This is a genomic window from Bifidobacterium sp. ESL0745, from assembly GCF_029433335.1.
Taxonomy (GTDB): Bacteria; Actinomycetota; Actinomycetes; order Actinomycetales; family Bifidobacteriaceae; genus Bifidobacterium.
Genome location: NZ_JAQTHX010000003.1, coordinates 42,823 through 68,216 on the forward strand (window position 1 = coordinate 42,823; position 25,394 = coordinate 68,216).

Sequence of the window (25,394 nt, forward strand, 5' to 3'; positions counted from 1 at the left end):
TTATATTTTGCAGGCATATTGTGCACTTCTGTTACTTTGCTATTCCTGCAGCGTAACCTTCAACCGCATTGCATGGCAATGCCATAAAAACCTCAATTACGATTATCGGAATTCCTCGTTCATCCATGCCGGATAAACATACGGCAATCACTCGAACCGCACTATCCGACATAAATACCTATCAAGTCGATTTTGGCAAGATCTCCCTCTCATTCCGCGTTCAATTTCCAGCAAAGCATTGCGAACTGTTGAGAAAGCAATCCGAAACAGGCACTGCGATCAAATGATTACGGTTATGCACATTTGGGGCGTGTCGAGGTTTGCGAATCAGAATTATGCACATTCAGGGGGAATCACGGTGTATGAAAAATTAGTTATCCACAATATGGTGAATTTTATGTTTCCACGCTTCCATAGCGCTGCGAGAATGCTTAGAGTAGATATATGGCACAGATATTTGACGCACCCTCAAAGGCATTGCTCCGCAGCCAAATCGCCGAGCACATCGCCGAAACCGAAAAGACCGACAAGCGCAAGGCGCCGCCGGAGGAACAGCCGTTGCCGGAGGACCGTTACTTCGACCGCGAACTGAGCTGGCTGAAATTCAATAAGCGCGTCCTCGAAATGGCGGAGGACCCTGAAGTCCCGCTGCTGGAGCGCGCCAATTTCGCCGGCATCTTCGCCTCGAACCTCGACGAGTATTTCATGGTGCGCGTCGCCGGCCTCAAGCGCCGTATCGACACCGGCATCGCCGTGACTGCGGCTTCCGGTTTGAGCCCACGCCAACAGCTGCGGTCCATCAGCGAAACCGCACACGAACTGCAGGCCGAGCACGCCAACGAGGCCATCAAGCACATTCTTCCCGAACTCGCGAAGGAACACATCGTGTTGCTGAGCTGGGATAGGCTCACCAGCACCGAGCAGGAGCGCCTTTCGCGCTATTATCGCCAGCAGGTCTTCCCCGTGCTGACGCCACTTGCGTTCGACCCGGCCCACCCCTTCCCCTATATTTCCGGAGGTTCGCTGAATCTCGCCGTTTTAGTCGAGAACCCGAACAGTGGCAAGACGCATTTCGCCCGTGTCAAGGTACCTGACAACCTGAACCGTCTGGTGCCCGTCGACGATCTGACCGACGAGGAAAGCCGCGAGGAACGCTATGGCTTCATCACCATGGAAAACCTCATCATCGCCCATCTCGAATCGCTATTCCCCGGCATGATCATCAAGGAGGCGCGTTCGTTCCGCGTCACCCGTAACGAGGACATCGACGTTGAAGAGGACGATGCCGAGAACCTGCTGAACGCAATGGAGAAGGAACTGCTGCGCCGTCGCTTCGGACCGCCGATCCGCCTGGAAATCAGCGACGCCACCAGCCCGTTCCTTTCCCAGCTCTTGGCTCGCCGCCTGCGTGTCAATGAGGAAGAGATCTACCGTCTGCCGGCACCGCTGGATATGAAGCTCATGTTCGAACTGCAGGACATCGACCGTCCGGATCTCAAGGACAAGCCGTTCATCCCGACGACGAACCGTCAAATCGCCACAGTCGAGTCAAGCCGCGCACAGGACATTTTCGCTGCCATTCGCGAGCGCGACATCCTGCTGCATCATCCCTATGATTCGTTCTCGACTTCAGTGCAGGCCTTCTTGGCCCAGGCCGCGGCCGACCCGAAGGTGCTGGCCATCAAGCAGACGCTCTACCGCACTTCCAGCAATTCGCCGATCATCGACGCGTTGGTCGATGCCGCGCATGCCGGCAAGCAGGTACTGGCCTTGGTCGAGATCAAGGCCCGTTTCGACGAGGACGCGAATATTGCATGGGCCCGTAAGCTCGAACGCGCCGGCGTCCACGTCGTCTACGGCATCGTGGGGCTGAAAACACACTGCAAGCTTTCGCTGGTCGTGCGTCAGGAAGCCGACGGTTTGCGCCGTTACTGCCACGTTGGCACAGGAAACTACAACCCGAAAACCGCCCGTCAGTACACCGACCTCGGCCTGCTGACCTGCGATCCGGTGGTCGGTCAGGACTTGACGCGTCTGTTCAACCAGCTTTCCGGCTATGCACCACGCTCCAGCTTCCATCGCCTGCTGGTCGCGCCGCGCACCGCACGTAGCGGACTTATCCAGCGCATCCGCCGCGAAGAGAATGCAGCACGAGACGGTCACGAAGCGTGGATCAAGATCAAGGTCAACTCCATCGTTGACGAAAAGACCATCGACGCCCTCTATCGTGCCAGCCAAGCTGGTGTGAAGGTCGACATCGTCGTGCGCGGCATCTGCGGCCTGAAGCCCGGAGTCCCCGGCCTGAGCGACAACATTCGCGTTCATTCCATCCTTGGCCGATTCCTTGAACACAGCCGTATCTACGCCTTCGCCAATTCCGCAGGCCCGCAGATCGGTGAGGGGCCAGCAGCCGGACCGGAAGCCTGGATCGGATCGGCCGATCTGATGCACCGCAACCTCGACCGCCGTGTGGAGGCGCTGGTACGCATCACCGACCCCGAGGAAATCACCTCCCTGATCGACTATGTCGATCTGCAGATGGCCGATACCACCTCGTCCTGGCACATGCAGCCGGACGGCACTTATATCCGTCATTCACACGACAAGGACGGCAAGCCTCTGATCGATTGCCAGGAACTGCTGATCAAGACCCACCAGCGTGGTCGCAAATAACAATCAAGAAGTGGGCGGTAGATGACCTCCGAGCTTAAACCATCACATGTCGTTGAGGCAGCAGGGGGCATCCCTTACCGCTGGATTGCTTCGGGCAAAACCGCGAGTGTCGACGAACGAGCCGAAAAAGCCAGCAAATTCGCCGATGCTCGTGCTTCGCACAGCTCAAGCAAACGCAAACGCCCAAAGCATAAGCTGCCGTTGACACAGGCTGAAATTCATTTCCGCGCCATCATCACGCAGCTGGAAGTCTGTCTGGTGCATCGTCCGAAATATGACGATTGGAGTTGGCCGAAAGGCAAGCTCGAAGAGCATGAATCCAGCCGTCACGCCGCAATACGCGAGATGGAAGAGGAAACCGGAATGCCGGTGGCATTGGGGCCGAGCATCGGTGAAGTCGAGTATCCGCTCAGTTCCGAAGGCAAAAGTTCGAAGCACTCCAAAACCAATACCAAAACCGGTGCGATCTATACCAAACATGTCGTCTATTGGATGGCGCATCCGATTCCTGCCCAAATCGCAGAACACCGCAAGCAGGCCATCGGCACCATCAAACCCGCCAAGACCAGCGAAATCGACGAGGTGCGCTGGCTGCCGATCCCCCAAGCCCGCAAGCTGCTTTCGCACCCGCTCGACCGCGATATCCTCGACCAATTCGTCGACCGCATCCAGGAAGGTGCGCTCAAGGCGCAAAAACTCATCATCGTCCGCCACAGCAAGGCGGTGGCGCGAAAACGCTGGGAAGGTACTGACGCCAATCGTCCGATCATTCCTCGCGGTGCGGCGGCAAGCTTTGCACTGGACCAGGAATTGGGCTGCTACGCTCCGCAAAGACTCGTATCCTCCCCCTGGCTACGCTGCATGGAAACCTTGGAACCATACGCCTGGCACACAGGTCTTGAAGTCGAACAACTGCCTGCGCTTACTGAGGATGCGTTCGCAGCCGACCCTGATGCCGCTTGGCAATGTGTCCGTGATGTCATCGATGATTTGTTTGCCGAGAACGCCGGAACGTCCGCGGCAAAATGCGCCGTACAAGCCGGCACCAAAGCCGTGGTAAAAATAAGCGATACCAACGATTCGGCCAATCAACCAAACACCGACACCACTGCCGACACCAATCTTGCCAATCATTGCGCAAACGATGACAAAACCGAAGAGCCTACGGACGTAACGCCAGCTTCGGATAAGAATGCTGTGAACTCTGCGGTATCGCCGGAGGACGCTCAATCACCCGACGATGGCCAAACCAATCATGTCGCCGAGAATGCGGATATCGACAGCACCAAAAATCAAGCCGACGAAAATATCACATCTTCTGACGCTCTCGACAGTGAAACACACGCCGACGTCACGGCTTCCGGCAATAGCGAAAAAGCCGGTGAAGAACACAAGGAAGGTACAGGTAACACAGCGTTCGATAATGATGATGCCCTCGCGACCGACTCTCAAACGTCGTCCAATTCGCCGGGGAATACACCAAAACAATATAGCCGTGCCACTGCAATATGTATGCATCGGCCCGTCATCGGGGGCATATTCGAACATCTGCGCGCCATATGCGCCTCGAAGTCGCTAGCCAAACAGCTCATCGCGAAGTCACCTTACATGCCTACAGGCAATGCCGTAGCATTGTTTATCGTCCAAGACGCGGAAGGCCCGCGTATCATCGATATCCAAAGAATGGCTCCAGTTGTCTACTAATCCTGTGCATTACAGTTCCGGTTCCGTCAATTCCGCCCACCCGGGCTTTGCGCCCGCCCGTACAGGCTCTTCTCGTCCGGCACGTCCCGCCCAACTCGATCCCGCACTGACCGAGAAGATGGCCGGCGGCATGGATCCGGAGGAAATCAACGAGATGAGCCATGCTTCCGCGCAGGCCATGCTCGATCGCGTCCATCACACCCAGGATCCGCAGATCGTGCAGCGCGTGCTGACGTTGGTCGACCGCGAAGGCGTCGATATCATCGCGGAATTGTGGAGCAGGTCGGAACCCGATTCTCTGCCCGGAATCCTTTGGCGTTTGTATCTGCTGCGCACGTGGATGCGCAAGAACCAGCGGTCATTGGCAAGTCTGTATCGTATCGCCGAGCCGGAAGACACCGCCGCGTCAGCTATCGCCGGCGTTGACACCCCGCCCAGCGCCGAAGACATCGTACACACTGCCGATTCCATTCTTTCCGGCGCATTCACCGGCGACTTCGCCGTCGCCCTCGAACGCGCCTCGGCGTTCATCGACGTCATCGCCAAAGGTCTGGCCATCCGCGCGAAAATGCTGACATCCAAGGCTCGCAAAGTGGAGGCCGCGCAAGCCGCCCGCCGCGAGGCACATATGCATGACATCCAGCGCGAAGTCGAAGCCGCTGAAGCGGCACAACGCGTCGCCGACGAGGCCTCCGATAAAAGCGGCACCAGCGAAAACAACGCCAACGAATCAACCGACGACAATACTCCATCCGACAACCACACCAAAACCGAAAGCTTCGCCAATGGCGATGGCACTCTCAACCATTCGGAAACGGCTGAGGGTAAGGCCCGACCGGGCAATCACGCAGCAACCGAAAACTCCAGCAATGGCAACGGCAACGCTGCGAATCCCACTGCCAACGCTTCCAATCATGATGACAATCATCGCACTGGTTACGGCGAACGCGACCGCAACAATCCCACCGCCAATCGATACAACTCGGCCTTGAACGATGCCGACACGCGCTACCTCGAAGGCAAGGGACCGGCAAGCTCAGCCGGTCCGGCATCCAACGACCCGCGCACCGTAGCCGCACGCCTGCTGCACACCGGCAGCAACCTGATGACCACTTCCGCGGATTTCCGGCACGGAGCCAGCCTTTGGCGACAAGGAAAACTCGAGTAGCCTTTACTCCAAGCATCATTCAAGGCGATAAACCACAAATCTTTGAATCTCAAGTTCTTAGGTTTTTAGCATTTCCGGATAATCGATGCTTCCAAACGTGAAATCTTAAGAACCACCTGAAGCTGGTTTCACTAGACGCTGCATGGTTTCCACAAACCACATCAAACAACAGCAACTTTTTATTTGCGTTTATGCGCTCGGCGTGTAACGGCAGGATGACCCGTTATACTTAGAGACGCGCTGGACCGTGCTTAAGCCCCGGGCTTCATTTTTTGCCGCTGCGAGCGGCGTTCGCGCCGACAGGCGCTTTCACGGTTCAGCGTTTTACTCTTCAATATCATCATTTCCAAGCTGAATTTGATTCCGATCAATCAACCCCACGACGAATCCTGAATAGTCACGCTAATCCGGCAGACAAGAAGTCACCAACATCATAAAAACGACGTCAAAATGCGACTTTCCCAGCAGTACAGAGGGTACATGTGCTGGAAACAACGCATCTAGCGCCGTTAAATGGGACTTTTCCAGCACATGTACCCGGTTTAGTGCTGGAAAACACTCATTTATTAGGCGTTCTATTCGAATATCAATAACTTGTAGTCCAACGTGTTGTGCTGCTATAGACAATATCCGTGTTTCGATTTTCAAAAAACCACGGCTGGGCATATCCTTGAAGTATGCAACTTCAAGTTTTGGATCACCCGCTGGTCGAACACAAGCTCACCGTTCTGCGGGACAAGAACACACCTTCCAACATCTTCCGCGAGCTCGTCAGCGAGCTCGTCACCCTCGAGGCTTATGAAGCGACGCGAAACCTCACCGTGGTCGACAAGGACATCGAAACCCCGATCTGCAAGATGACCGGCAAGTACCTTGCTTCCCCGCGCCCCATGGTGGTGCCGATCCTGCGCGCTGGCCTCGGCATGCTTGACGGTATGACCAAGCTCCTGCCGACCGCCGAAGTCGGCTTCCTGGGAATGCGCCGTGACGAAGATACGCTTGACATCATCACCTACGCGAACCGTCTGCCTGAGGATCTGACCGGCCGTCAGGTCTTCCTCCTGGACCCGATGCTCGCCACCGGCGGCACTACGATTGCAGCGACCCATTACCTGATCGAGCGCGGCGCGAAGGACATCACCTCCATCAACATCATCGCCGCGCCCGAAGGCCTGAAGCGCGTCGAAGAGACCCTCGACCCGAGCATCAACCTCAAAGTCGTGGTCTGCGGCGTCGATGACCACTTGAACGAGCACGGCTACATCGTTCCCGGCCTCGGTGATGCCGGCGACCGCCTTTACGGTCTCATCGACTGACATAATCCAGCAGCCTTCATTTTTATAAATAAGTGGTTCTCACCGAAAAGTTATCGGTGAGAACCACTTTTATTACTGATAAGCCGTAATTCAATATGGCTAAACTTACAAAACTTGATTATTACGAATCAATAAAACGTCTATTACACCGTTGAATTTTGAGTCCAAACACTCATCTCAACCGGTGATACTTCCAATACAAACCGATAAATATCACATGTAGCGGTTCCCAGAACCTTATTTCGTGCTTCGCTGTTGTAAATCTTTGCTATTTGTTTTTGGCGGCTTTCTTGGCTTTGCGACCCTTGAAGTAGATATCGAAGACGATCCACGCGCCGAGGATGAACGCGACGACGTAGCCCATGAAGCCGACCACGGGGATGCCGAAGACGATGGGCTTCATACCAGCGTAATACACGATGGACGAGCCGACGAACAAGCCGACCACAATCAGCGCCATCGTCAGGCGATTGGTCATGTCGGAAATCTGTTTCAGCGGCTCTTCGCTGCCGACGATCTCCATGTTCAGCCGCATCTGGCCACGTGTCAGCATGCGCATGGCGATCTTGCTTTCCGCCAGCGCGTCGAGCGAGCCATGCAGCGCTTTGTTGCCCTCGATGCCAAGCGATTTGAGCTCATCCTGGGCGACCTCATCCAGACGTTTGCTGGTGGTGGCATGGTCGGTGATGATCTGGATCATGTTGACATCGGGAATGAATTCGTCGAGCAGGCCTTCCAGCGTGACCAAGGCGCGGCTCATGGTGGTGATGGTCGAAGGAACCTCGATGCCGTGACGCTGCGCGAGGTTGGTCAGCGCCATCGCGAACTCGGCGATGTTGAGGTCGGCCAGGTCGACCTTGCCATATTCCTCCACAATCACGTCGAGATCCCGTAAAAGATGCGGATAATCCTCGGAATCTGGCTGGACATCTGCGAATCGCAGCAGCCCGTCGGCGAGCGCCGGTGAATCCTGCTTGCCGACCGCGAAAATCATCTGCCGCAGCAACCCGCGGGTCTTGCGATCGAGACGACCGACCATGCCCAAATCAATCAACACGATCTTGCCGTCGGAGATGATGATATTGCCGGGATGCGGGTCAGCATGGAAGAAGCCGTTGTCGAGGATCTGCGCGGCATAGTTGTCGACCAGCTTGGTGCCGATCTCCTTGAGGTCGTAGCCTTCCTGGATCAGCTTTCCCGTGTGGTTAAGCGAAATGCCGTCGATATAATCCATTACCACGACGTGCTGGGTGCACAGGTCCATATACGGTTTCGGACAGTCCATATAGCGGTATGGTTCGCAGAAACGCTTGAATTCCGCAAGATGTTGGGCTTCCTTCAGAAAGTCCGTCTCGTCCTCAAAGGTGTCCCACAGCTCCTCGACCACGCCGCCAAGATCGACCACCTGCATGCTGGAACCCATGAATTTCGTGGCCGCCTTGGCGATTGAACGCATGATGGAGACGTCCTGTGCCATTGTCTGTCGTACGCCCGGTCGCTGCACCTTCACGGCCACGTCCTCGCCGGTGACCAACGTCGCGCGATGCACTTGAGCCAACGAAGCGGAACCCAACGGCTTTGGGTTGATGTCCGCGAAAATCTCATCCACAGGCCGTCCGTATTCCTGCTCCAACGTTTCGACAACGGTCTGGTAGGGCATCGGATCAGCATCCGCACGCAGCTTCGCCAGCTCGTCGCAATACTGCTGCGGCAGAATCTCCGAACGCATCGACAGTATCTGGCCGACTTTGACGAAGGTGGGTCCGAGCGCTTCCAGCATCAGCCGCATCTTGCGGGGGGTAAGCCCCTTGGTGATGTCGAACTGGCCCATGATGTGCATAATCTGGCCAAGGCGTTTGGCCTTGCCACGTCGGGTCAGGTGGTAGCGCTGCGCAAACGTCTCGCGACGCCGCCCGAACAGGCTGAATTCGTTGTTTTCCGCGGTATCGTTGTCGGAGTTTTCGGTGTCGCCGGCGTTATCGACACTTTCGACGTCACCGGTATTTTCGGACTTCCCGGCATTGCCGCCTTCGAAAGCCTTATCGGGTTCACCCGCGTTTGAATCGGCGACTCGTGAACCGGAATCATGCGAATCCGCACCGCGCGATGTTGCTTCGTTTTTTATCATGTCCGCATCCATAGCCGCGCTTTCGGAGATTTTCGTTTCATCGTCACCGTTTGCCACAGCTTTTTGGGCATGACTGCCCTTCAGAGCGGCATTGCGCACTGTATCGGCCATTGTCACCTGAAATCAAACATAAACGTACAACGCATTGCCGCCCTGTCTTTTGCCCAGACAAAACCGGTATAAAACAAAAGCAGCGATGGTGCCGAAATCGTCCGGCTTACTCGCCGCTTTCCTCGCTCTTGTCGGCAGAAGCTTCCTCGGCAGGCTTCACGTCTTCGGCCTCAGCCTTGGCGTTCTGCTCCTTCATATCATCTTTGACTTCATGGGCCTTGTGCTTGAGCTCGGTATTCAGGGCCTTGCCCTGCTCAACCGTCAGTTCACCTTTCTTCACCAGTCCATCGACGATTTCCTGTCCCTTTTCGGCAGTTGTCGCCAATGCCCCGATGCCGGCCAGAAACACGGTGCGCAGTCCGTCGCCCAGTTTGTAATCAGCCATGATTCCTCTTTCGTTAGTAATGATACCTGTAGTACTAATTTAGCCTATATTACGCCACTACCCTAGCTGCGAAAATACAATAGGGTTTCCATTATTGGTCTCATCAAAATATCACAGGAAAGCAGTCCGATCAACCAGCAGTGCCATCCGATATTGCAAAGGCCCAAGCACACTGGTTCCAATCGATTCTGTTCGATTACCGGGCTTTTGCCATTGCCGCCACGAAGCGCTCGCGTGCTCTCACCTCGGACGTATGGCAGCGACATGGCGGGCGTTGTCGGCAAGCTCGCCGATGTGGGCGAGCTCGGCCTTCTGCGTTTGCGTCTGCTTTGGCTCAAATTCACCGTATCTGTGAACGACGGCGGCACGGATCAAAAAGTCCGAAACCTCTGGGTTCTTGGGCAGCAACGGGCCGTGCATGTAGGTGCCGATGACGTTGTGGACGCGGGCGCCTTCCGTGTGGTCCTGGCCGTTGTTACCCCAGCCCTCGTGATCGACGTGGCCGAACGGTGTCACGCCTTCGCGCAGAAAGGTCTGTCCGGAATGGTTCTCGTAGCCGATGACGTCACCGAACTGGTCGGAATGTTCCAGCAAATTGCCGATCATACGGGTTTCGCGGCCCTCGGTGTAGACGCCGAAAATGCCGATGCCGTCAAGCCTGGTGCCGTCAATGGTCTCGAAATACTCGCCGAAAAGCTGGTACATGCCGCAGATCATCAGCATCGGCACATCCTCTTCGACAAGCGTTCGCAGGATGTCCGCCCGCTTGAAGAAGTCCTCGGAAATCTTTTTCTGACCGTTGTCCTGACCGCCACCACCGAGGATCATGTCGACATGTTCCGGCCACGGGTCGCCTTGGTTGTAGGTGTGGATGACCGGCTCATAGCCGTATAGCGCAAGCCGGCGCCTGACGGTGAGAACATTGCCCCAGTCGCCATAAATGTTCATATCCTTGGGATAAATGGACATGATATCGACCGGACGGGCAGCGCCAGTCACTTCGCCGCGATTGGGTTGCGGTTCGCCTGATGTTGCAGCCAGGCTGACGGATGCAGCATTCGTATCACCACTCATGCCGAACTCCCTTCAAAAGATGTCGGTTCTCGATGTTTCTTCCGATTCGATAGCTGTTTTCACGTTTTGCGGAACGTCCGCCCATTGTGCAAATCGCCATGCTCATCGGCACGTTCTCAACCATCATCCACGTTTCCGCCATCGTTGCAGTTACTTCCCCACCCCGGCGTCAGTGACTTTGGCGTATTTGCCGAGTTCCGAGCGCACCTTAAGCATGGCGGTATAGGTGCAATAAATGTGTTTGGGCACGTCGGGGTCGGCGGTGACGAACTTGCGGACGGCCTCTTCGAGATTCGTGTCGGTCTGCGCGACCTTGACACCCTCGTATTCCAACCGCAAGGCCATATCCCACGCACGCACGCCGGAAACCATCCTGACGCCTGTGCTACGCAACGACGTGAAGTCGACGTCCCACAGCCAGCTCATATCGCGCCCGTCGGCATATTCGTCATTAATGACAATCATCGTATCGTGACCAGCGGGCGCGAAGCTTGCCAGCGACATCCTGAATCCCATCGGATTCTTGACCAACAGCAGTTCGACCGGCGCCTTGCCGACGGTGATGACCTCGCCACGGCCGAACGCCGGGGTGACATGCGAAAGCGCCTGCATCAGCACCTCATCACGCGCCCTAGGCAGGGTGGTGTCGGCATTCTCGACGTGTTCGGTCACCGCACGAACCACCGTGAGCGCCGCAGCCGCGTTGAACAGGTTGTAGACGCCCTCGAGCTGGACTTTCGTTTCGAATTCGGCATCGTCCATCACGAATTCGGCCTCGTGATCGCCAACACGATTGAGCACCACGTCCGCATGGCGTTTGGAATCCAACGAATCCACCATGGCCGAGGAAGCGGAAACCGTCTCCCGCGCGTCGAGTTTGGGAATGATCCTGTTGCCTTCGGAATCGAATATGTCGTGCGAGTTCACAAGATCGGCCTGGTTATCCGCCGCTTTCGTCGTTGCCGACTTTTCGGTCACATGTTTAGAAGTCCCGTCTTGGTCCGCCGAATCAGCCACGACACCGGAAGTTTTCTTACTTGCGTCACTGCCAGCATGTCCAACGGTTGCAGGCGCGACGGCACTGGCCAAGGCGGTATTGACGCCTTCCACCTTTTTCGCGGCTTGCTCTGCGACCGACAGGTCGCCGGCGTGCATATCATCGTCGGAGGGGAACAGCTTGCGCAATTCATCGGAAAGGCCGAAGTAGCGCACCTGCGTACCCTCCGGCACCACATCCGCGAGCGCCGCGATCCGCCGGTCCTCCCGGTTCAGAATCACCGTCCCGGTTGTCGCCTCCGCGACTTTGCTCAAAAGTCTCGCGGTGTTGTCGATCTCCCCAAACCGATCGAGTTGGTCGCGCATGACGTTGAGCAGCAAAGCATAACGAGGCTTGACCTGATGCACAAAATGCACGGCGTACGCCTCGTCCAGTTCCAGCACCGCGATATCCGCATCCAGCTTACCGGAAGCCGAGACCTGTGTGAGCAACGCCGAAACCACGCCGCGTGTGAAGTTGGAGCCGGTCGGGTTGGTGAATACCTTGAGGTTGAGATCCTTCAAGATTGAGGCGATCATGCGGGTGGTTGTGGTCTTGCCGTTGGTGCCGGAAACCAGTACCACACCGTAACGCAACTGCCCAAGTGTACGCGCCAAAAAACCAGGGTCGATCTTCTCGATCACTTCGCCGGGGAACGCACTGCCGCCATGGTGGAGCAGACGCGAAAGTCCACGGACCGTCTTGCCGATGGTCGGCGTGGCGAACGCGTTCCAAGGCGCGTGCGGCGTCGAGGCCACGCTCGCGGTGTTGGGCTTCTTGCCGTTGGCACGCCCGGTTGCGCCGGTGTTGTTTTGAGTACCCATGATTCACCGACCCTGCATAAACGCTAATCGAATAAATGATTGAAAATTCGTTTGTGATTCGCCAACCATCAGACCCCCTGGTTGTAATCCTGCGGCATATCCTGGAAACGCGAAACGTCGCCGCGGAAAGCGAGCGGGAACGTGCCGGTTTTGCCGTTGCGGTGTTTCGCCAGAATGATATCGGCCTCGCCGGGACGGTCCTCCTCGTTGTAGAAGTCAGGGCGGTGGACAAGGAAGACCACATCGGCGTCCTGCTCGATGGAGCCGGATTCGCGCAGATCGGCGAGCTGCGGCTTCTTGTCGTTGCGCATCTCGGGGCCGCGGTTGAGCTGGGAAAGCGCGACCACCGGCACTTCAAGTTCCTTGGCCAGAAGCTTCAATGCACGTGAGAAACCGGAGACCTCCTGCTGACGGCTCTCCTCCTGTTTGCCCGAGCTCATCAGCTGCAGGTAATCGATGATGATGAGCTTCAGATCGTTGGTCTGCTTCAGGCGACGGCACTTCGCACGGATTTCCATCAGGCTCATGTTCGGGCTGTCGTCCAAAAACAAGGGCGCTTTCTTCATCGCCGTCCAGAAGTCATTCAGCGTGTTCCAGCGCTCCGGTGTCAGGCTGTCGTTGTCCGCACGGCGCAAGGCGACCAGCGGGATGCCGGTTTCGGCGGAGATAATGCGCTGGGCCAGTTCGGTTTTGCTCATCTCCAGCGAGAAGATGACGGTGGTCAGATTATTGTGCAGCGCCGCCGAACGCGCAAAATCCACGCCCAACGTCGACTTGCCCATCGCAGGGCGTCCGGCGACCACGATCATCTGACCCGGCTGCAAACCCTGGGTTTCATCGTCGATGGCCTTGAACCCCGTTGGCACGCCTTTTTCGATGGATCCATTCTGCAGAGCGTCGAGCTGATCGAGCGTATCGTGGACCACCGTGCCGATGGTCTGATAGTCCTGACGCACCTTGCCCACACTCATCTCGTAGACTTCGGACTGGGCCAGATTGACCACGTCTTCGGCCTGCGAACCCTCGGCGGAATAGCCGAGCTGGGTGATTTTCGTGCCGGCCGCGATGACGTTGCGCAGGATGGCCCGCTGGTGGACGATTTCGGCATAATACGTGGCGTTGGCGGCCGTCGGAACCGAGGCTACGAGACTGTGCAGGTAATCGACGCCACCCACTTTTTCAAGATTGCCGTCTTTGAGCAGCGCGTTGGCCACGAGCACCGCGTCGACCGGCTCCGAAGCGGAGAACAGCGTAATGATCGCCTCGTAGATGGTCTGGTGCTTGGGCTGATAGAAATCAGACACTTCAATCATCTGCGAAACCTCGCCGATGGCGTCCTTGCTCATCAACATGCCGCCCAAAACGGCCATTTCCGCGTCATCGTCATGTGGTGGGATGCGATCGAACAACGACGCGTTGTTCGCCGAAGTATCCTCACTGAACTTGCCTAAGCCAAAATCGCCCTTGCGTGAATTGAAATCGCCGCCAGAGCGCGAAGAGTCCCATGAATTTCCGTCTGCCATGCCGCCAAGCTTAACCAAATTCTTATAACAATTCAGCGTTTCACGCGCTCTTCCTCCGAAAGCTCTACAACATAACAATGAGAATGTTCACTTCATTTTTGGTTCATCATTACGACACGCACGAGCTTTTGCATGTGGACGAGAAAACTAAGTTATCCACATTTTGGGCGTGTCACTGGGGACAATGCACAAAGTTATCCACACCATGGGGATAACTCTGTGTACAAGGTGGGGATAGAGGGCGCTCAGGTCATCTCCGATTTGCCTAAAACGTCGTCCTATGGTAGTCCATTCATCTTTTGAAACGATGGTACATAAACAAATTGTCATAACGTTTTTAACGACTAAATCTATAGAAAATGTCTCAAAAGTAATATCGAAACATAGTTTTAATTCTCTTCCTATAAATCATTCGTTTGGCAAAACCGCACGTCGGCGTTGCCTCATCATCACTCACAAACGAAACGAAAAATCTCCCCGCCGGAATACCAGCGGGGAGATTGGAAATAGACGAAAGCGCGCGTGACTTCAGTCGAAATCGGCGCCGAGGGCGGCAAGTTTGCCACGGAAGTCGGCGTAACCACGATCAATCAGGCTGATGCCCTGTACATTCGACGGGCCGGAAGCCGCGAGTGCCGCGATGAGGTGACTGAATCCGCCACGCAGATCCGGCACGTCGATGTCGCGGCCTTCGAGCGGCGTAGGTCCGAAAATGACGGCGGAATGCTTGTAGTTGCGCTGTTGGAAACGGCACGGCAGGCTGCCGAGGCATTCGCGGTAGAGCTGGATGGTCGCACCCATCTTGATCAGCGGCTTGGTGAAGCCGAAACGGTTCTCGTAGACGGTCTCGTGCACAATCGACAGGCCGTTGGCCTGGGTCAGCGCGACGACAAGCGGCTGCTGCCAGTCGGTCATGAAGCCGGGGTGCACGTCGGTTTCGATGGCCACGGGCTTCAAATCCCCGCCCGGATGCCAGAAACGGATGCCCTCGTCGGTGACGTCGAACTCGCCGCCGATCTTGCGGTAGACATTGAGGAACGTCATCATCTCAGGCTGCGTGGCACCCTTGACGAAGATGTCGCCGTGGGTTGCGAGTGCCGCCGAGGCCCACGAAGCGGCCTCGATGCGGTCGGTAAGCGCGGTGTGGGTGAAGCCTTTAAGCGACTTGACGCCTTCGATGCGGAAAGTGCGGTCGACGTCGACGGAAATGATCGCACCCATCTTTTGCAGGACGGCGACCAAATCCATGATCTCAGGCTCGGTGGCGGCGCCGGAAAGCTCCGTCTTGCCCTCGGCCTGGACCGCGGCCAGAAGCGTCTGTTCGGTGGCGCCCACGGACGGATACGGAAGATGGATTTTCGCGCCATGCAAGCCGTTGGGCGCGGTGATGTGAATGCCGTCCTCGTGCTCCTTGTCGACGTTGGCGCCAAGCTTGCGCAGGGTCTCCAAGTGGAAATCGATCGGACGGCCGCCGATGTTGCATCCGCCGAGCTGCGGGATGAACGCCTCGCCCAAACGGTGCAGCAACGGACCGGAGAACAGGATCGGGATGCGGGAGGAACCGGAAAGCGTGTCCACATCGGCTACGTCGGCAAGCCGGACATTGGTTGCGTCGATCCTCAGCGTGCCCTTGGCATCGTCCCAATCGACGGTTGCACCGTGCAGGCGCAGCAGGTCGGAGACGACGTGGACGTCACGGATCTCGGGAACGTTTTTGAGCACGGAAACACCGGGCGCAAGCAGGGCCGCCACCATGGCCTTGCTTACGAAATTCTTGGCACCACGCACCTTGATGGTACCGTTGAGCGGTTTGCCGCCTTCGACGTGCAGGACGTCTTGTGTAGTATCTGCCAAAATCAACCTCTTTCGTCGGCCCTCTATCAGCGAGCTTACTACTACATAGTGTGCCACAGCGGTTGTGGCGGCTCGGTGAAGCATGGCCGAAAATGCGCCCGAGGCCGAACGGACTTGTCCAGATTGCATAATTTTGGCTTGCAGCGATATATAGAACCCTTATTGAGAGCCAAAATTCAGCCATTATTATTACCTCGTTTTTACGATAATTGCCATCACAAATAAAACTTGCGCGGCCTCATCGAAGCGATGAAACCGCGCAATAATTACTAGTTAATTATTGGAATTATGCACCCAGAGGCCCGAGTCCTGCAATTTTTGACCGCTTCTTCGAAGCGGACTCAATTCCTTGTCGCCTCGCTCGAGAATCGCAAGGTGACGCAGGACCTAGGTTTAGTCCACAGGACTAAACCTTTAACGGTCCCGCCCACGACGAATCATCCACAGGTCGAGCGGACTTGACCGGCTCTTCGGGGCCGTGCTTGGCGGGCAGCGTCTTGGGCTTGAAGGGGAAACGCTTGGCGCGCATCTTTTCGTAGTCGGCGATGGCGTCCTCGTGCTGCAGCGTCAGGTCGATGTCGTCGTAGCCGTTCATCAGGCGCCAACGCGTGTAATCGTTGACCTCGAAGGGCAGGGTGACGTCGCCGCAGGTCACGGTGCGTTCCTTCAGATCGACGGTCATCTCGCGGCCAGGTTCTTCTTCCAGCAGCTTCCAGAGCAGTTCGACGCTTTCCTGCGGCATGATGGCGGCCAGCACGCCGTTCTTGGCAGTGTTGCCATAGAAGATGTCCGCAAATCGCGGGCTGATGATGACACGGAATCCATAATCGCGCAGCGCCCACACGGCATGCTCACGCGACGAGCCGATGCCGAAATCAGGGCCGGCGACCAGGATCTTGCCTTTGTTCTGGTACTCGGGCTTGTTCAGGATGAAGTCCGGGTCGCGTCGCCACGCATAAAACAGCGCGTCCTCGAAGCCCGTCTTGGTGACGCGCTTCAAAAAGACGGCCGGAATGATCTGGTCGGTATCGACGTTCGAACGCCGAAGCGGGACGCCGACGCCGGTGACCTGCGTAAGTTTCTCCATAATCGATAAACCTTCTGAAATTTAAAATCCGATAATTAATAGTAAAGACAAATAAATCGTCGATGGCCTTACAGGTCGGCGGGGCTGGAAATCGTGCCACGGATGGCGGTGGCGGCGGCGACCAGCGGCGAGGCCAGATGCGTGCGCCCGCCCTTGCCCTGACGGCCTTCGAAGTTGCGGTTCGAGGTCGAAACCGAGCGTTCGCCGGGTACGAGCTTGTCCGGGTTCATCCCGAGGCACATCGAGCAGCCGGCGTTACGCCATTCGGCACCGAAGTCCTTGAAGATCTTGTCAAGCCCTTCGTCCTCGGCCTGCAAGCGGGCGCGGGACGAGGCCGGCACGACCAGCACGCGATGGATGGAATCGGCCTTGTGATGGCCTTTCATCACCGATGCGGCGGCACGCAGATCCTCGATGCGACCGTTGGTGCAGGATCCGATGAAAACGGTGTCCACCGGAATCGATTTGATCGGCGTTCCGGGCTTCAGACCCATGTATTCCAGCGCGGACTGCGTGGCCTGGCGCTGCTCGGCGTCGGCGATATCCGCAGGGTCCGGCACGTCGGCGGTAATCGGCGCGCCCTGGCCGGGGTTGGTGCCCCAAGTCACGTAAGGCGCAAGGTCGGCGGCATTAATCGTGACTTCCTTATCGAATTTCGCGTCGTCGTCGGTTTTGAGCGTCTTCCAATAAGCCACGGCCTTGTCCCACATCTCGCCGGTCGGCGCATACGGGCGGCCCTTCAAGTACTCGAAGGTGGTCTCGTCGGGGGCGATCATGCCCGCGCGGGCGCCTCCCTCGATGGACATGTTGCAGATGGTCATGCGCGCGTCCATGGAAAGCGAACGAATCGCGGAACCGCGGTATTCGATGACGTGGCCCTGTCCGCCGCCGATGCCGATCTTGGCGATGATGGCCAGAATGATGTCCTTGGCAGTCACGCCTTCGGGCAACTCGCCTTCGACGTTGACGGCCATGGTCTTGAACGGCTTAAGCGACAAGGTCTGCGTGGCCATAACATGCTCGACCTCGCTCGTGCCGATGCCGAACGCGAGCGCCCCGAACGCACCGTGCGTGGAGGTGTGCGAATCGCCGCAGACGATGGTCATGCCCGGCTGCGTCAGACCGAGGTTCGGCGCGAAAGCGTGGACGATGCCCTGGTCGGCATCACCAAGTGGATGCAGCAGCACGCCGAATTCCTTGCAGTTCTTCTCCAACGTGCTCAACTGCTTGGCGGAAGTCTTGTCCGGATTGGGTTTGTCGATGTCGACCGTGGGCGTGTTGTGGTCTTCCGTAGCGATCAGCAGGTCGGTGTGGCGCGGCTTGCGCCCGGCCAGTCGCAGGCCCTCGAACGCCTGCGGACTGGTGACCTCGTGCATGAGCATGAGGTCGATATAGATCAGGTCCGGGGCACCGTCTTTGCCCTGGTACACCAGGTGATCGGCCCAGACTTTTTCAGCCAATGTGCTTGCCATACGACCTCCTATCGTTGGTTTTGGGGCCGCAACCCCGTTTCTATTTCTGCCACGCGGATTTTTGTGGTGGCACGTATTTTCGAGTATCGACGTTTGTCAACAATATGGACATCGTTGTTTCATATTCTGAGATAGATGAGATGATAGACCCCAATGTATAATATTCACGTATGGACTCATTATCAAAGGATCCCCAAGCGGCGCGGACCACACGCGCGCCCAAACCAACCGGCAATGCTGCCCAAAACTCGAATCATGCTCCTATTCATGACGACATTCATTCCGGGGTCGGGGTCCTCGATAAAACGGTCAAGATTCTTGAGGCCCTCGAAAGCGGGCCTTCCACATTAGGACAATTGGTCGCCGCCACCGGGCTTGCCCGCCCCACCGCACACCGCCTGGCCATTGCGCTGGAGCGTCATCGCTTCGTCCTGCGTGACCAGCACGGGCGCTTCATCTTGGGTTCGCGCTTTGCCGAACTGGCTACCGCCGCCGGCGAAGACCGCTTGCTGACAGCCGCCGGACCAATCCTTCAGACCCTTCTGGACCGCACCGGCGAATCCGCGCAAATCTACCGCCGCCAAGGCGACCAGCGCGTCTGCATCGCTGCCGTCGAACGGGCCAGCGGGCTGCACGATTCCATCCCCGTCGGCGCCATGCTTTCAATGCAAGCTGGCAGCGCCGCGCAGATCCTCGTTGCCTGGGAGGATTCCGAGCGGCTGCATCAGGGTCTGCGTCACGCCAAATTCACGACCTCAACGCTGGCGACCGTCCGTCGCCGTGGTTGGGCCGATTCCGTCAACGAACGCGAGGAAGGCGTCTGCTCGGTTTCCGCGCCGATTCGCAACTCTTCCGGCCAAGTCATCGCCGCCATCTCCATCTCCGGCCCCTCCGGCCGCATGGGCCCCTCACCAGGCCGCCGCTACGCCCCTTATGTGATGGCCGGCGGCAAGTACCTCACCGACGCCCTGATGAAGGCCAGCGCCGGCAGATAAAAGCACAATAGACGTAAAACTTTTCAATGGCCTTTGTCCGAAGCACGAAAGATTGATCGGACAAAGGCCATTATTTTCAACAGACTAGTTTTGTTGCCTATAACCTTATATAATCATCAAAATTGATCTCTGATACCTTTAAATATTCATACAGTCGACATAGTTGATTCTTATGTCATCATGTCTACACATTCGAACCCATAATTAATTCATTATTGGGCAGATGTTCGTGTAGCATTACAAGCGGAGCTATGCAGATTCGGCCTTACTGTGAATCACAGCCATATCACAGTTCAAGCCAAATGCTTCGCAGCTATGATGCACGACCGACGGAGGAGACATAGATGACAGGGCAACAAGCGGTACACCGACTGACAACAGTCTTGGTATCCATGGCCATGTTAGCGCTCACCCTTCCTCAGACGGCCACAGCCGCAGAAACCGTTGCCTCCTCCTCGGCCGATACCAGTACTTCAGCTTCGCCTACCCCCTCCCGCAGCTCAAATAGTGCGTTAGACTCGTCCAAGCTTCCTCAAGATCAACCCAAGCCACAAAACACAGCCAAGAAGCCAGAATATTCTTCTCATTCCACCGATTCCGTTGGAACCAATGCCAAACAAGGCGACTCCACTTCTGCTTCTGCACAAGGCAGCACTGCCTCCGGCACCACTGCGGACACCAGTGCCAAGCAAAACAACTCCGCACCTGCCACCGCACCAGACGCTAATGCCCAACAAGACAGCGCCACCGCCCCTGCCAACGCGCAAGGCACGAACACCGGTGCAACCGCCCCGAATAGCGCCAACCCATCGGTATCAAGCTGTCAAACAGCCGCAGGCGACCAGTCATGGGGCGAAACCGACCCGCTCATCTGGAATATCCACACAGACGGCAGCGACTGCGTACTCGAGCTGAAAAGCGGTACCGTGCCGGATTACCGCACCTCAGACGGCAATTATGCCAAAGTGCCTTGGGACAACGGCAGTAAAAACAGTTGGACGAGACGCGATGACATTTCGAAGGTGAAAGTCACCGGCCCCGTCAAGGCACTGAGCGTACACGGGCTGTTCGCCGGTTTGAGCAACATGATCACCGCCGACGTTGGAAACCTTGATCTGACGAATCTTGTGGACGGGAACATCGGCGATTTGTTCGCCTTCGACTCCTCATTGGCTTCCATCACTGGGCTCGAACAATGGAACACATCGAAAGCGACAAGTCTGAAAGGCATATTCAACGGCGACACCTCCCTCACCGTGCTCGACCTTTCCAGCTGGAACATGACACAAGTCACCGACTTCTCTTGCATGTTCGGCGGTCTCGGGAAAACGCTCACCCGCATTGGCCTTGGCAGCAAGCAGTCGTTGCCGGCAGAAGCGTTTCGGCAACACTACGACAACAATGGAAATGCCGTGGATGACGACAGCTGGAAAGACACAACTTGGAAACTCAACAGCGAAACAGCGACAACCATAGAGCCATACAACAATGGACTTCACAACGATAACGATGACATTTCGGAGTTTGTAGAATCTAGTAATTTTTCAAGTCAAGATAACATAAAAACTGAAGACAGACACAATGTGGTAAATAGGCAAATTAGTCCTAGATATTATGAGTGGTATACTTTTTACCCGAATATACCAGGACAAGGTGGACTTATAACTAAAATGCTTGACGGGAATAACTGTCTTAGTTTTCCAACGCCTGATTGGTCAAGTCCAGGCGATTGGTCACGTCCAGGATACCAACCACTCGGGTGGAGTCAAAATCCAAATGCGACCTCTCCATCTTTTAGACTCGGTTTTTCAAGCTGCTCCTGGGGCTCGTGGCAGGGAGGGCACAATTTTTATGTCGTTTGGGGACGCTTACCCACAACTCTCTCAACTCCAACTGCCACTGGGCTGACGTCGCCAGACGCTTTAGGCATGGTGACGCTCAACGGCACGCTCAATTCTGGAGACACCATCTTTCCATTGGAAGCCAATGACAAAGTGGCAACTTGGCACATGCCGACGGCAGACCCGAGATCAACAGCCGAAGGGGTGGGAGTTGAATCCACCTCAGAATCGCTGAATCCTACAGGACACACTTGGAACGCCAAGTTCAACGTGGCGGATTTGGCCGCCGATGACAAGATTGGCAGTGGCGTGTCACCCCCATTCCGTTTGCGTCTTCAAACCGTGAACCACGGCAACGGCTCATTCGTCTTCACGCAGGCGTTCAAGACGGACTTCGTCGCACCGGCCATCGATCAATCAACCCTCAAGTTCGACTTTTCCGCGCGCACCGTCACGGGATCGGTGTGGAGCTCAGGGAATGCCGAGACACAGTCGAACCGTATCAAAGAATCCGGCGACACCGTGACGATAACGTGGCCAGCCGGCTCCACACCAACGACGCAGACAACCACCACCGGTCCGGGTGGCACGTTCTCAGTGAGCATTCCGTCAGGCGTGGCTTACGGTGGCACCGCGCAGATTACGGTAAAAGACGCCCCTGCCGCCGACGCGGTGACGTTAACAGGCAGAGGCACGCCGAATGAATCGGCTGCCGTTCCGCTGGAACTCACCATTCCGGTCGTCTCGTCCTTGCCGCTGACCGGCGGCTTCCAATTGGAGCACTACCGTACGCAAACGATTCTGGCTACACTATGTGCCTTGGCCGCCTTCGCCACGCGCCTCACCCGTCGCTCTCACTTGGCTTGAGCAGATAATAAATCTGTCCTTAAAACTTATAAGACAAAATCAATAGTCTAAATTTCAATCCGCAAAACCGTAATTGTTGCTCGGCAACCCCAGCATTTATCGAAAATACACTATCTGAGCAACCAGTCCTTGGCCGTGCATACGTTCACTCCGTTGGATGTGTAACTGGACTCCACCCGGGAAACAACCCACTGATGCTCCTGCGAAACGCCTAAATCACCGGCAATCTTGCGAACATGTTTCGCAAAACGATCATGATAGGTCTGACTTGATTTGATTTCGACCAGATCCGGTTGCGATGAATCGGTGAAATCGAGCAGATCGACTTCTATATCGCTGTCGTCGTGATAGAAGTAAAGTTCTGGATCCTTGCCCCTGTTGAAATATCGTTTCGCCGTCTCCGACACCATCAAGTTTTCGAATACGCTTCCCAGCGCGGGGCTCAACAAAAGTTCCTGAACAGAATTGATTTTGAGCAGATAACACAGCAGCCCCGTGTCGTAAAAATACAGTTTCGGCGTCTTGGTCAAACGCTTCCCGGCATTGTAATGAAACGGCATCAGTCGAAAGACCATATAGCTTGACTCCAGTATGGAAAGCCATCCCTTAACCGTTTCCAGTCTTACGTTCAATTCATTGGCCAAATGGGTATAGTTGATGAGACTTCCAACATTGAGCGCACATAGGTCAAGAAACTTGCGAAACGCGACAACATTGCGCACACCGAGATAATCGGCAACATCACGTTCAACATACGTATCAATGTAACTTGAGAAGAACAAATCAAGCGGCATTCCGTTATCGTAGGGACGCGGGTATCCGCCCCTCAACATGAATTCATCGACATTTGGCACCGTTTTTGTTTTGAGAGCCTCAGTATAAGAAAATGGAAGTAATTTTGTGATGCCGACTCTTCCAGCCAAGGATTGTTTGATGTTTTTCAGCATTAAAAAATTCTGCGAACCCGATAACACATATTGCCCCGGTTCGTTGCGCTCATCAGAAGCTACTTGAATCATTGAAAAAAGGTCGGGAACATATTGCGCTTCGTCCACGACAAGGTGATTCGGTCGATTTCGGATAAAACCCACGGGATCGGTTTCCGCCTCGTGCCTCATTTGCGGATCTTCCAAATTCACATACCTATAATCAGTGAACGCTGCCCTGACTAACGTCGATTTTCCACTCTGTCTGGGACCAGTAACGGAGACTACCGGAAACCAAGTTGCCATTTTATTAAGCCTTGGAGCCAAAAGACGTGGCGTCATGACAGCTTCCCTCCAAACAGTACTTCAAGGTACAAAATTTATTGTTTTACTGCTTATTTTACCATAATTTACGGTTAGGGAATACCGTAATTCCCTATTAGGATTTACCGTAATTTACGGTTAGGAAATACCACGACTCGCAAATTCATAACAAAACATACTTGAAAACGCGAGATATCACCGAAACTACAGTTTATAACACTTACTTCTTCAGATGCATCTTACGCAGGATCTGGGCGATGAGGCGCGGGCGACGAAGCAGGTTGGTACCTTCCTTTGCGGCGTCTGGGGTGCCGTTGAGCGCGTAGGTGTAGGCCTTGCTGGAGCTTGACTTGCCGACCAGGTCGCCGAATTCCAAAAGCTGGGTGCGTGGTTCGTAGGGATGACGGATATCGAATTCCAAAAGCCTTGCTGCGCGCTGGGCCGGAGCAGGGCCGTAGGAGCCGAACCCGCAGGTCGGCGTGGCGATCAGCGTCAGTCCATCGACGGTGCCGACGAAACGGTTACGATGATCGTGGCCGGCAAGCAGCGCGAAATAGCCGTCGGTCGACTTGAGGACGTCGAACTCGCCGGTGTCGGTGTCGGGGCAGCTGATGCCCTCCCCCAGAAAACTGCCGGGCAACGTTTTGGCCTCGTCGATGACATAATTGTGGCCGGCGAACTTGCGATAACCCTCCACGGCATGCGCGGCCGTGGCCGGCACTTCCTTGAGCAGATCGTAATATTGCGGCACCGGAATGTGCTGGAAGACCATTGATTGGACACCGATCAACGATGGGACCGTCTTGAGAAAATCAAGCGCCCGCTGGCTGGGAGCACCGTAACCGCCAAGCTTGCCGTAATCGCCGGAATTGAAAACCACCAATCCCAGCACATTGCCACTTTCGCGATCTTTGCTGACTGGCAGCGCAAAAGTGCCCGGCTCGCACGGATAGATGTATTGGTCGGGCAACCCGCTGCCCGGCTGCTTGCGAGGGCGGTCGGAAGGTTTGATCATCGGTTCCGGGTTCAGACACCCTGGGAATTCACGATAGATCTCGTCCAGTTCGGCGTTGGTGAGACCACACTGGAAATCGTGGTTGCCGTAGGTCACGGCCCACGGGATGTGGCGCTCGATCAGCGGGGAAACAAACTGGGAAATGGACCCACGTACCAGCTCGCGCGTGTGATCGAGCTCAGCGTCGCGCTGGTTGGTGGCCGCAGCGCCCATCGACCATTTCTGCGGCGTCCACGTGCGCTTGCGGAAGGTTTTGGCATACGCCTTGTCGTAACCGGCGATCTGGTTGCCGGGGAAAATGACGATATCAGGACGGGAGCTGTCGAGTGCCGCTTCGATAAGTTTGATGGTGTCCTTGCTGATCTTGGGACCATCCTGGATGTCAGCCAACACCAAGACGCGGAACTTGCCGGAATCATGGAACTGAAGGCGGCCGAGGCGCGCGGAAACGGAAACAGGGCGAGTGTCTCCCGGATGCACCGGCTGAATGCGCGGCTTCGACGCGAAATCCGCAGAATCCTTGGCCACACGCGTGAGTTCAGTCATTGTTGCCTCAACCTTTTCCTTGGCGCTACCATCTCATTGCTTTCTTTACCATACATCAGCGCGGCCGGTTTTGCTGCCTCCGTTGAGCCGATTCATGCCGCGGTACTGAGCGGTACGGAATCATGGCATAGAAAAAGCCCCGCAACCCTAAGCTGCGAGGCTTTTGCATCTTTGCTGGGGTACCTGGACTCGAACCAAGAACAACTGAACCAGAATCAGCCGTGTTGCCAATTACACCATACCCCAATTGGCTTGGTGCCGTAGCCGTTTAACCACTATAGCACTTCGTACCTCCAACCGGATTTGAACCGGTGTTGGCGCCGTGAGAGGGCGTAGTCCTAGACCGCTAGACGATGGAGGCCAACTTATCTGCTGCCCTTCCCAAGGCAACAAACTAATATTTTATAGGAAAGTACAAATATACGCAACCCGGCGTGTTGCACACCCCTATTCAACGCGGGAAACGGCTCACAGCCGCCCGATTTGCAAATAATCTACCTGATTCTCAATTTTTGGGGCCTCATG

Annotated in this window: 14 protein-coding genes, 2 tRNA genes and 3 pseudogenes; 7 read left to right on the forward strand and 12 right to left on the reverse strand. The window is 55.9% G+C overall.

Annotated elements, in window-relative coordinates; translation table 11 throughout:
- Positions 1 to 444 precede the first annotated feature (444 nt).
- From PT275_RS08265 to upp, 5 genes and pseudogenes are all read left to right on the forward strand, one after another.
- Positions 445 to 2,673, forward strand: a complete 2,229-nt coding sequence (locus tag PT275_RS08265) for an RNA degradosome polyphosphate kinase (RefSeq protein WP_277153917.1) — start codon at positions 445 to 447, stop codon at positions 2,671 to 2,673.
- A 21-nt stretch (positions 2,674 to 2,694) separates the two neighbouring features.
- Positions 2,695 to 3,600 (forward strand): annotated as a pseudogene (locus PT275_RS08270) (NUDIX hydrolase); the annotation flags it as partial.
- Between the two features lie 576 nt (positions 3,601 to 4,176).
- A pseudogene (locus PT275_RS08275) lies at positions 4,177 to 4,377 on the forward strand (DNA mismatch repair protein MutT); the annotation flags it as partial.
- Positions 4,378 to 4,381: 4 nt separating this feature from the next.
- Positions 4,382 to 4,960 (forward strand): annotated as a pseudogene (locus tag PT275_RS08280) (hypothetical protein); the annotation flags it as partial.
- Positions 4,961 to 6,222: 1,262 nt separating this feature from the next.
- Positions 6,223 to 6,861, forward strand: coding sequence for a uracil phosphoribosyltransferase (upp, locus tag PT275_RS08285; RefSeq protein ID WP_277153918.1), 639 nt, complete (start codon positions 6,223 to 6,225; stop codon positions 6,859 to 6,861).
- Between the two features lie 268 nt (positions 6,862 to 7,129).
- Here the strand turns inward: upp and PT275_RS08290 are convergent, their stop codons facing one another.
- The 8 genes from PT275_RS08290 to leuC all read right to left on the reverse strand — a co-directional run bounded on the left by PT275_RS08290 (position 7,130) and on the right by leuC (position 18,355).
- Complete coding sequence (locus tag PT275_RS08290) at positions 7,130 to 9,100, reverse strand: AarF/UbiB family protein (RefSeq protein ID WP_277153919.1); 1,971 nt, start codon at positions 9,098 to 9,100, stop codon at positions 7,130 to 7,132.
- A gap of 106 nt (positions 9,101 to 9,206) precedes the next feature.
- Entirely contained in the window at positions 9,207 to 9,485 is a 279-nt protein-coding gene (locus tag PT275_RS08295) for a phasin family protein (protein ID WP_277153920.1), read from the reverse strand.
- Between the two features lie 240 nt (positions 9,486 to 9,725).
- Positions 9,726 to 10,454, reverse strand: a complete 729-nt coding sequence (locus PT275_RS08300) for a glutamine amidotransferase (RefSeq protein WP_277154034.1) — start codon at positions 10,452 to 10,454, stop codon at positions 9,726 to 9,728.
- A 255-nt stretch (positions 10,455 to 10,709) separates the two neighbouring features.
- Positions 10,710 to 12,419 (reverse strand): Mur ligase family protein, encoded by a 1,710-nt coding sequence (locus tag PT275_RS08305; RefSeq protein ID WP_277153921.1) that lies wholly within the window; start codon positions 12,417 to 12,419, stop codon positions 10,710 to 10,712.
- Positions 12,420 to 12,487: 68 nt separating this feature from the next.
- Positions 12,488 to 13,942 (reverse strand): replicative DNA helicase, encoded by a 1,455-nt coding sequence (dnaB, locus tag PT275_RS08310; RefSeq protein WP_277153922.1) that lies wholly within the window; start codon positions 13,940 to 13,942, stop codon positions 12,488 to 12,490.
- Positions 13,943 to 14,470: 528 nt separating this feature from the next.
- Positions 14,471 to 15,796, reverse strand: a complete 1,326-nt coding sequence (murA, locus tag PT275_RS08315; RefSeq protein WP_277153923.1) for a UDP-N-acetylglucosamine 1-carboxyvinyltransferase — start codon at positions 15,794 to 15,796, stop codon at positions 14,471 to 14,473.
- Positions 15,797 to 16,202: 406 nt separating this feature from the next.
- On the reverse strand, positions 16,203 to 16,883 hold the full coding sequence (gene leuD / locus PT275_RS08320) for a 3-isopropylmalate dehydratase small subunit (protein WP_277153924.1): 681 nt from the start codon (positions 16,881 to 16,883) through the stop codon (positions 16,203 to 16,205).
- Positions 16,884 to 16,951: 68 nt separating this feature from the next.
- Positions 16,952 to 18,355: a 3-isopropylmalate dehydratase large subunit gene (gene leuC / locus PT275_RS08325; RefSeq protein WP_277153925.1), complete on the reverse strand. Its 1,404-nt coding sequence runs from the start codon at positions 18,353 to 18,355 to the stop codon at positions 16,952 to 16,954.
- A gap of 263 nt (positions 18,356 to 18,618) precedes the next feature.
- Here leuC and PT275_RS08330 point away from each other — a divergent pair, with 263 nt between their 5' ends.
- Positions 18,619 to 19,350 carry an IclR family transcriptional regulator gene (locus PT275_RS08330; RefSeq protein ID WP_277154035.1) on the forward strand — a complete coding sequence of 244 codons (732 nt, stop codon included), beginning with the start codon at positions 18,619 to 18,621 and terminating at the stop codon, positions 19,348 to 19,350.
- A 344-nt stretch (positions 19,351 to 19,694) separates the two neighbouring features.
- Complete coding sequence (locus tag PT275_RS08335) at positions 19,695 to 22,058, forward strand: BspA family leucine-rich repeat surface protein (RefSeq protein ID WP_277153926.1); 2,364 nt, start codon at positions 19,695 to 19,697, stop codon at positions 22,056 to 22,058.
- A 110-nt stretch (positions 22,059 to 22,168) separates the two neighbouring features.
- Here the strand turns inward: PT275_RS08335 and PT275_RS08340 are convergent, their stop codons facing one another.
- The 4 genes from PT275_RS08340 to PT275_RS08355 all read right to left on the reverse strand — a co-directional run bounded on the left by PT275_RS08340 (position 22,169) and on the right by PT275_RS08355 (position 25,230).
- Positions 22,169 to 23,326 carry an ATP-binding protein gene (locus tag PT275_RS08340; protein ID WP_277153927.1) on the reverse strand — a complete coding sequence of 386 codons (1,158 nt, stop codon included), beginning with the start codon at positions 23,324 to 23,326 and terminating at the stop codon, positions 22,169 to 22,171.
- A gap of 202 nt (positions 23,327 to 23,528) precedes the next feature.
- Positions 23,529 to 24,869 (reverse strand): metallophosphoesterase family protein, encoded by a 1,341-nt coding sequence (locus PT275_RS08345; RefSeq protein ID WP_277153928.1) that lies wholly within the window; start codon positions 24,867 to 24,869, stop codon positions 23,529 to 23,531.
- Positions 24,870 to 25,043: 174 nt separating this feature from the next.
- Positions 25,044 to 25,115, reverse strand: a tRNA-Gln gene (locus PT275_RS08350).
- Between the two features lie 42 nt (positions 25,116 to 25,157).
- Positions 25,158 to 25,230 (reverse strand) — tRNA-Glu (locus PT275_RS08355).
- Between the last annotated feature and the right edge of the window lie 164 nt (positions 25,231 to 25,394).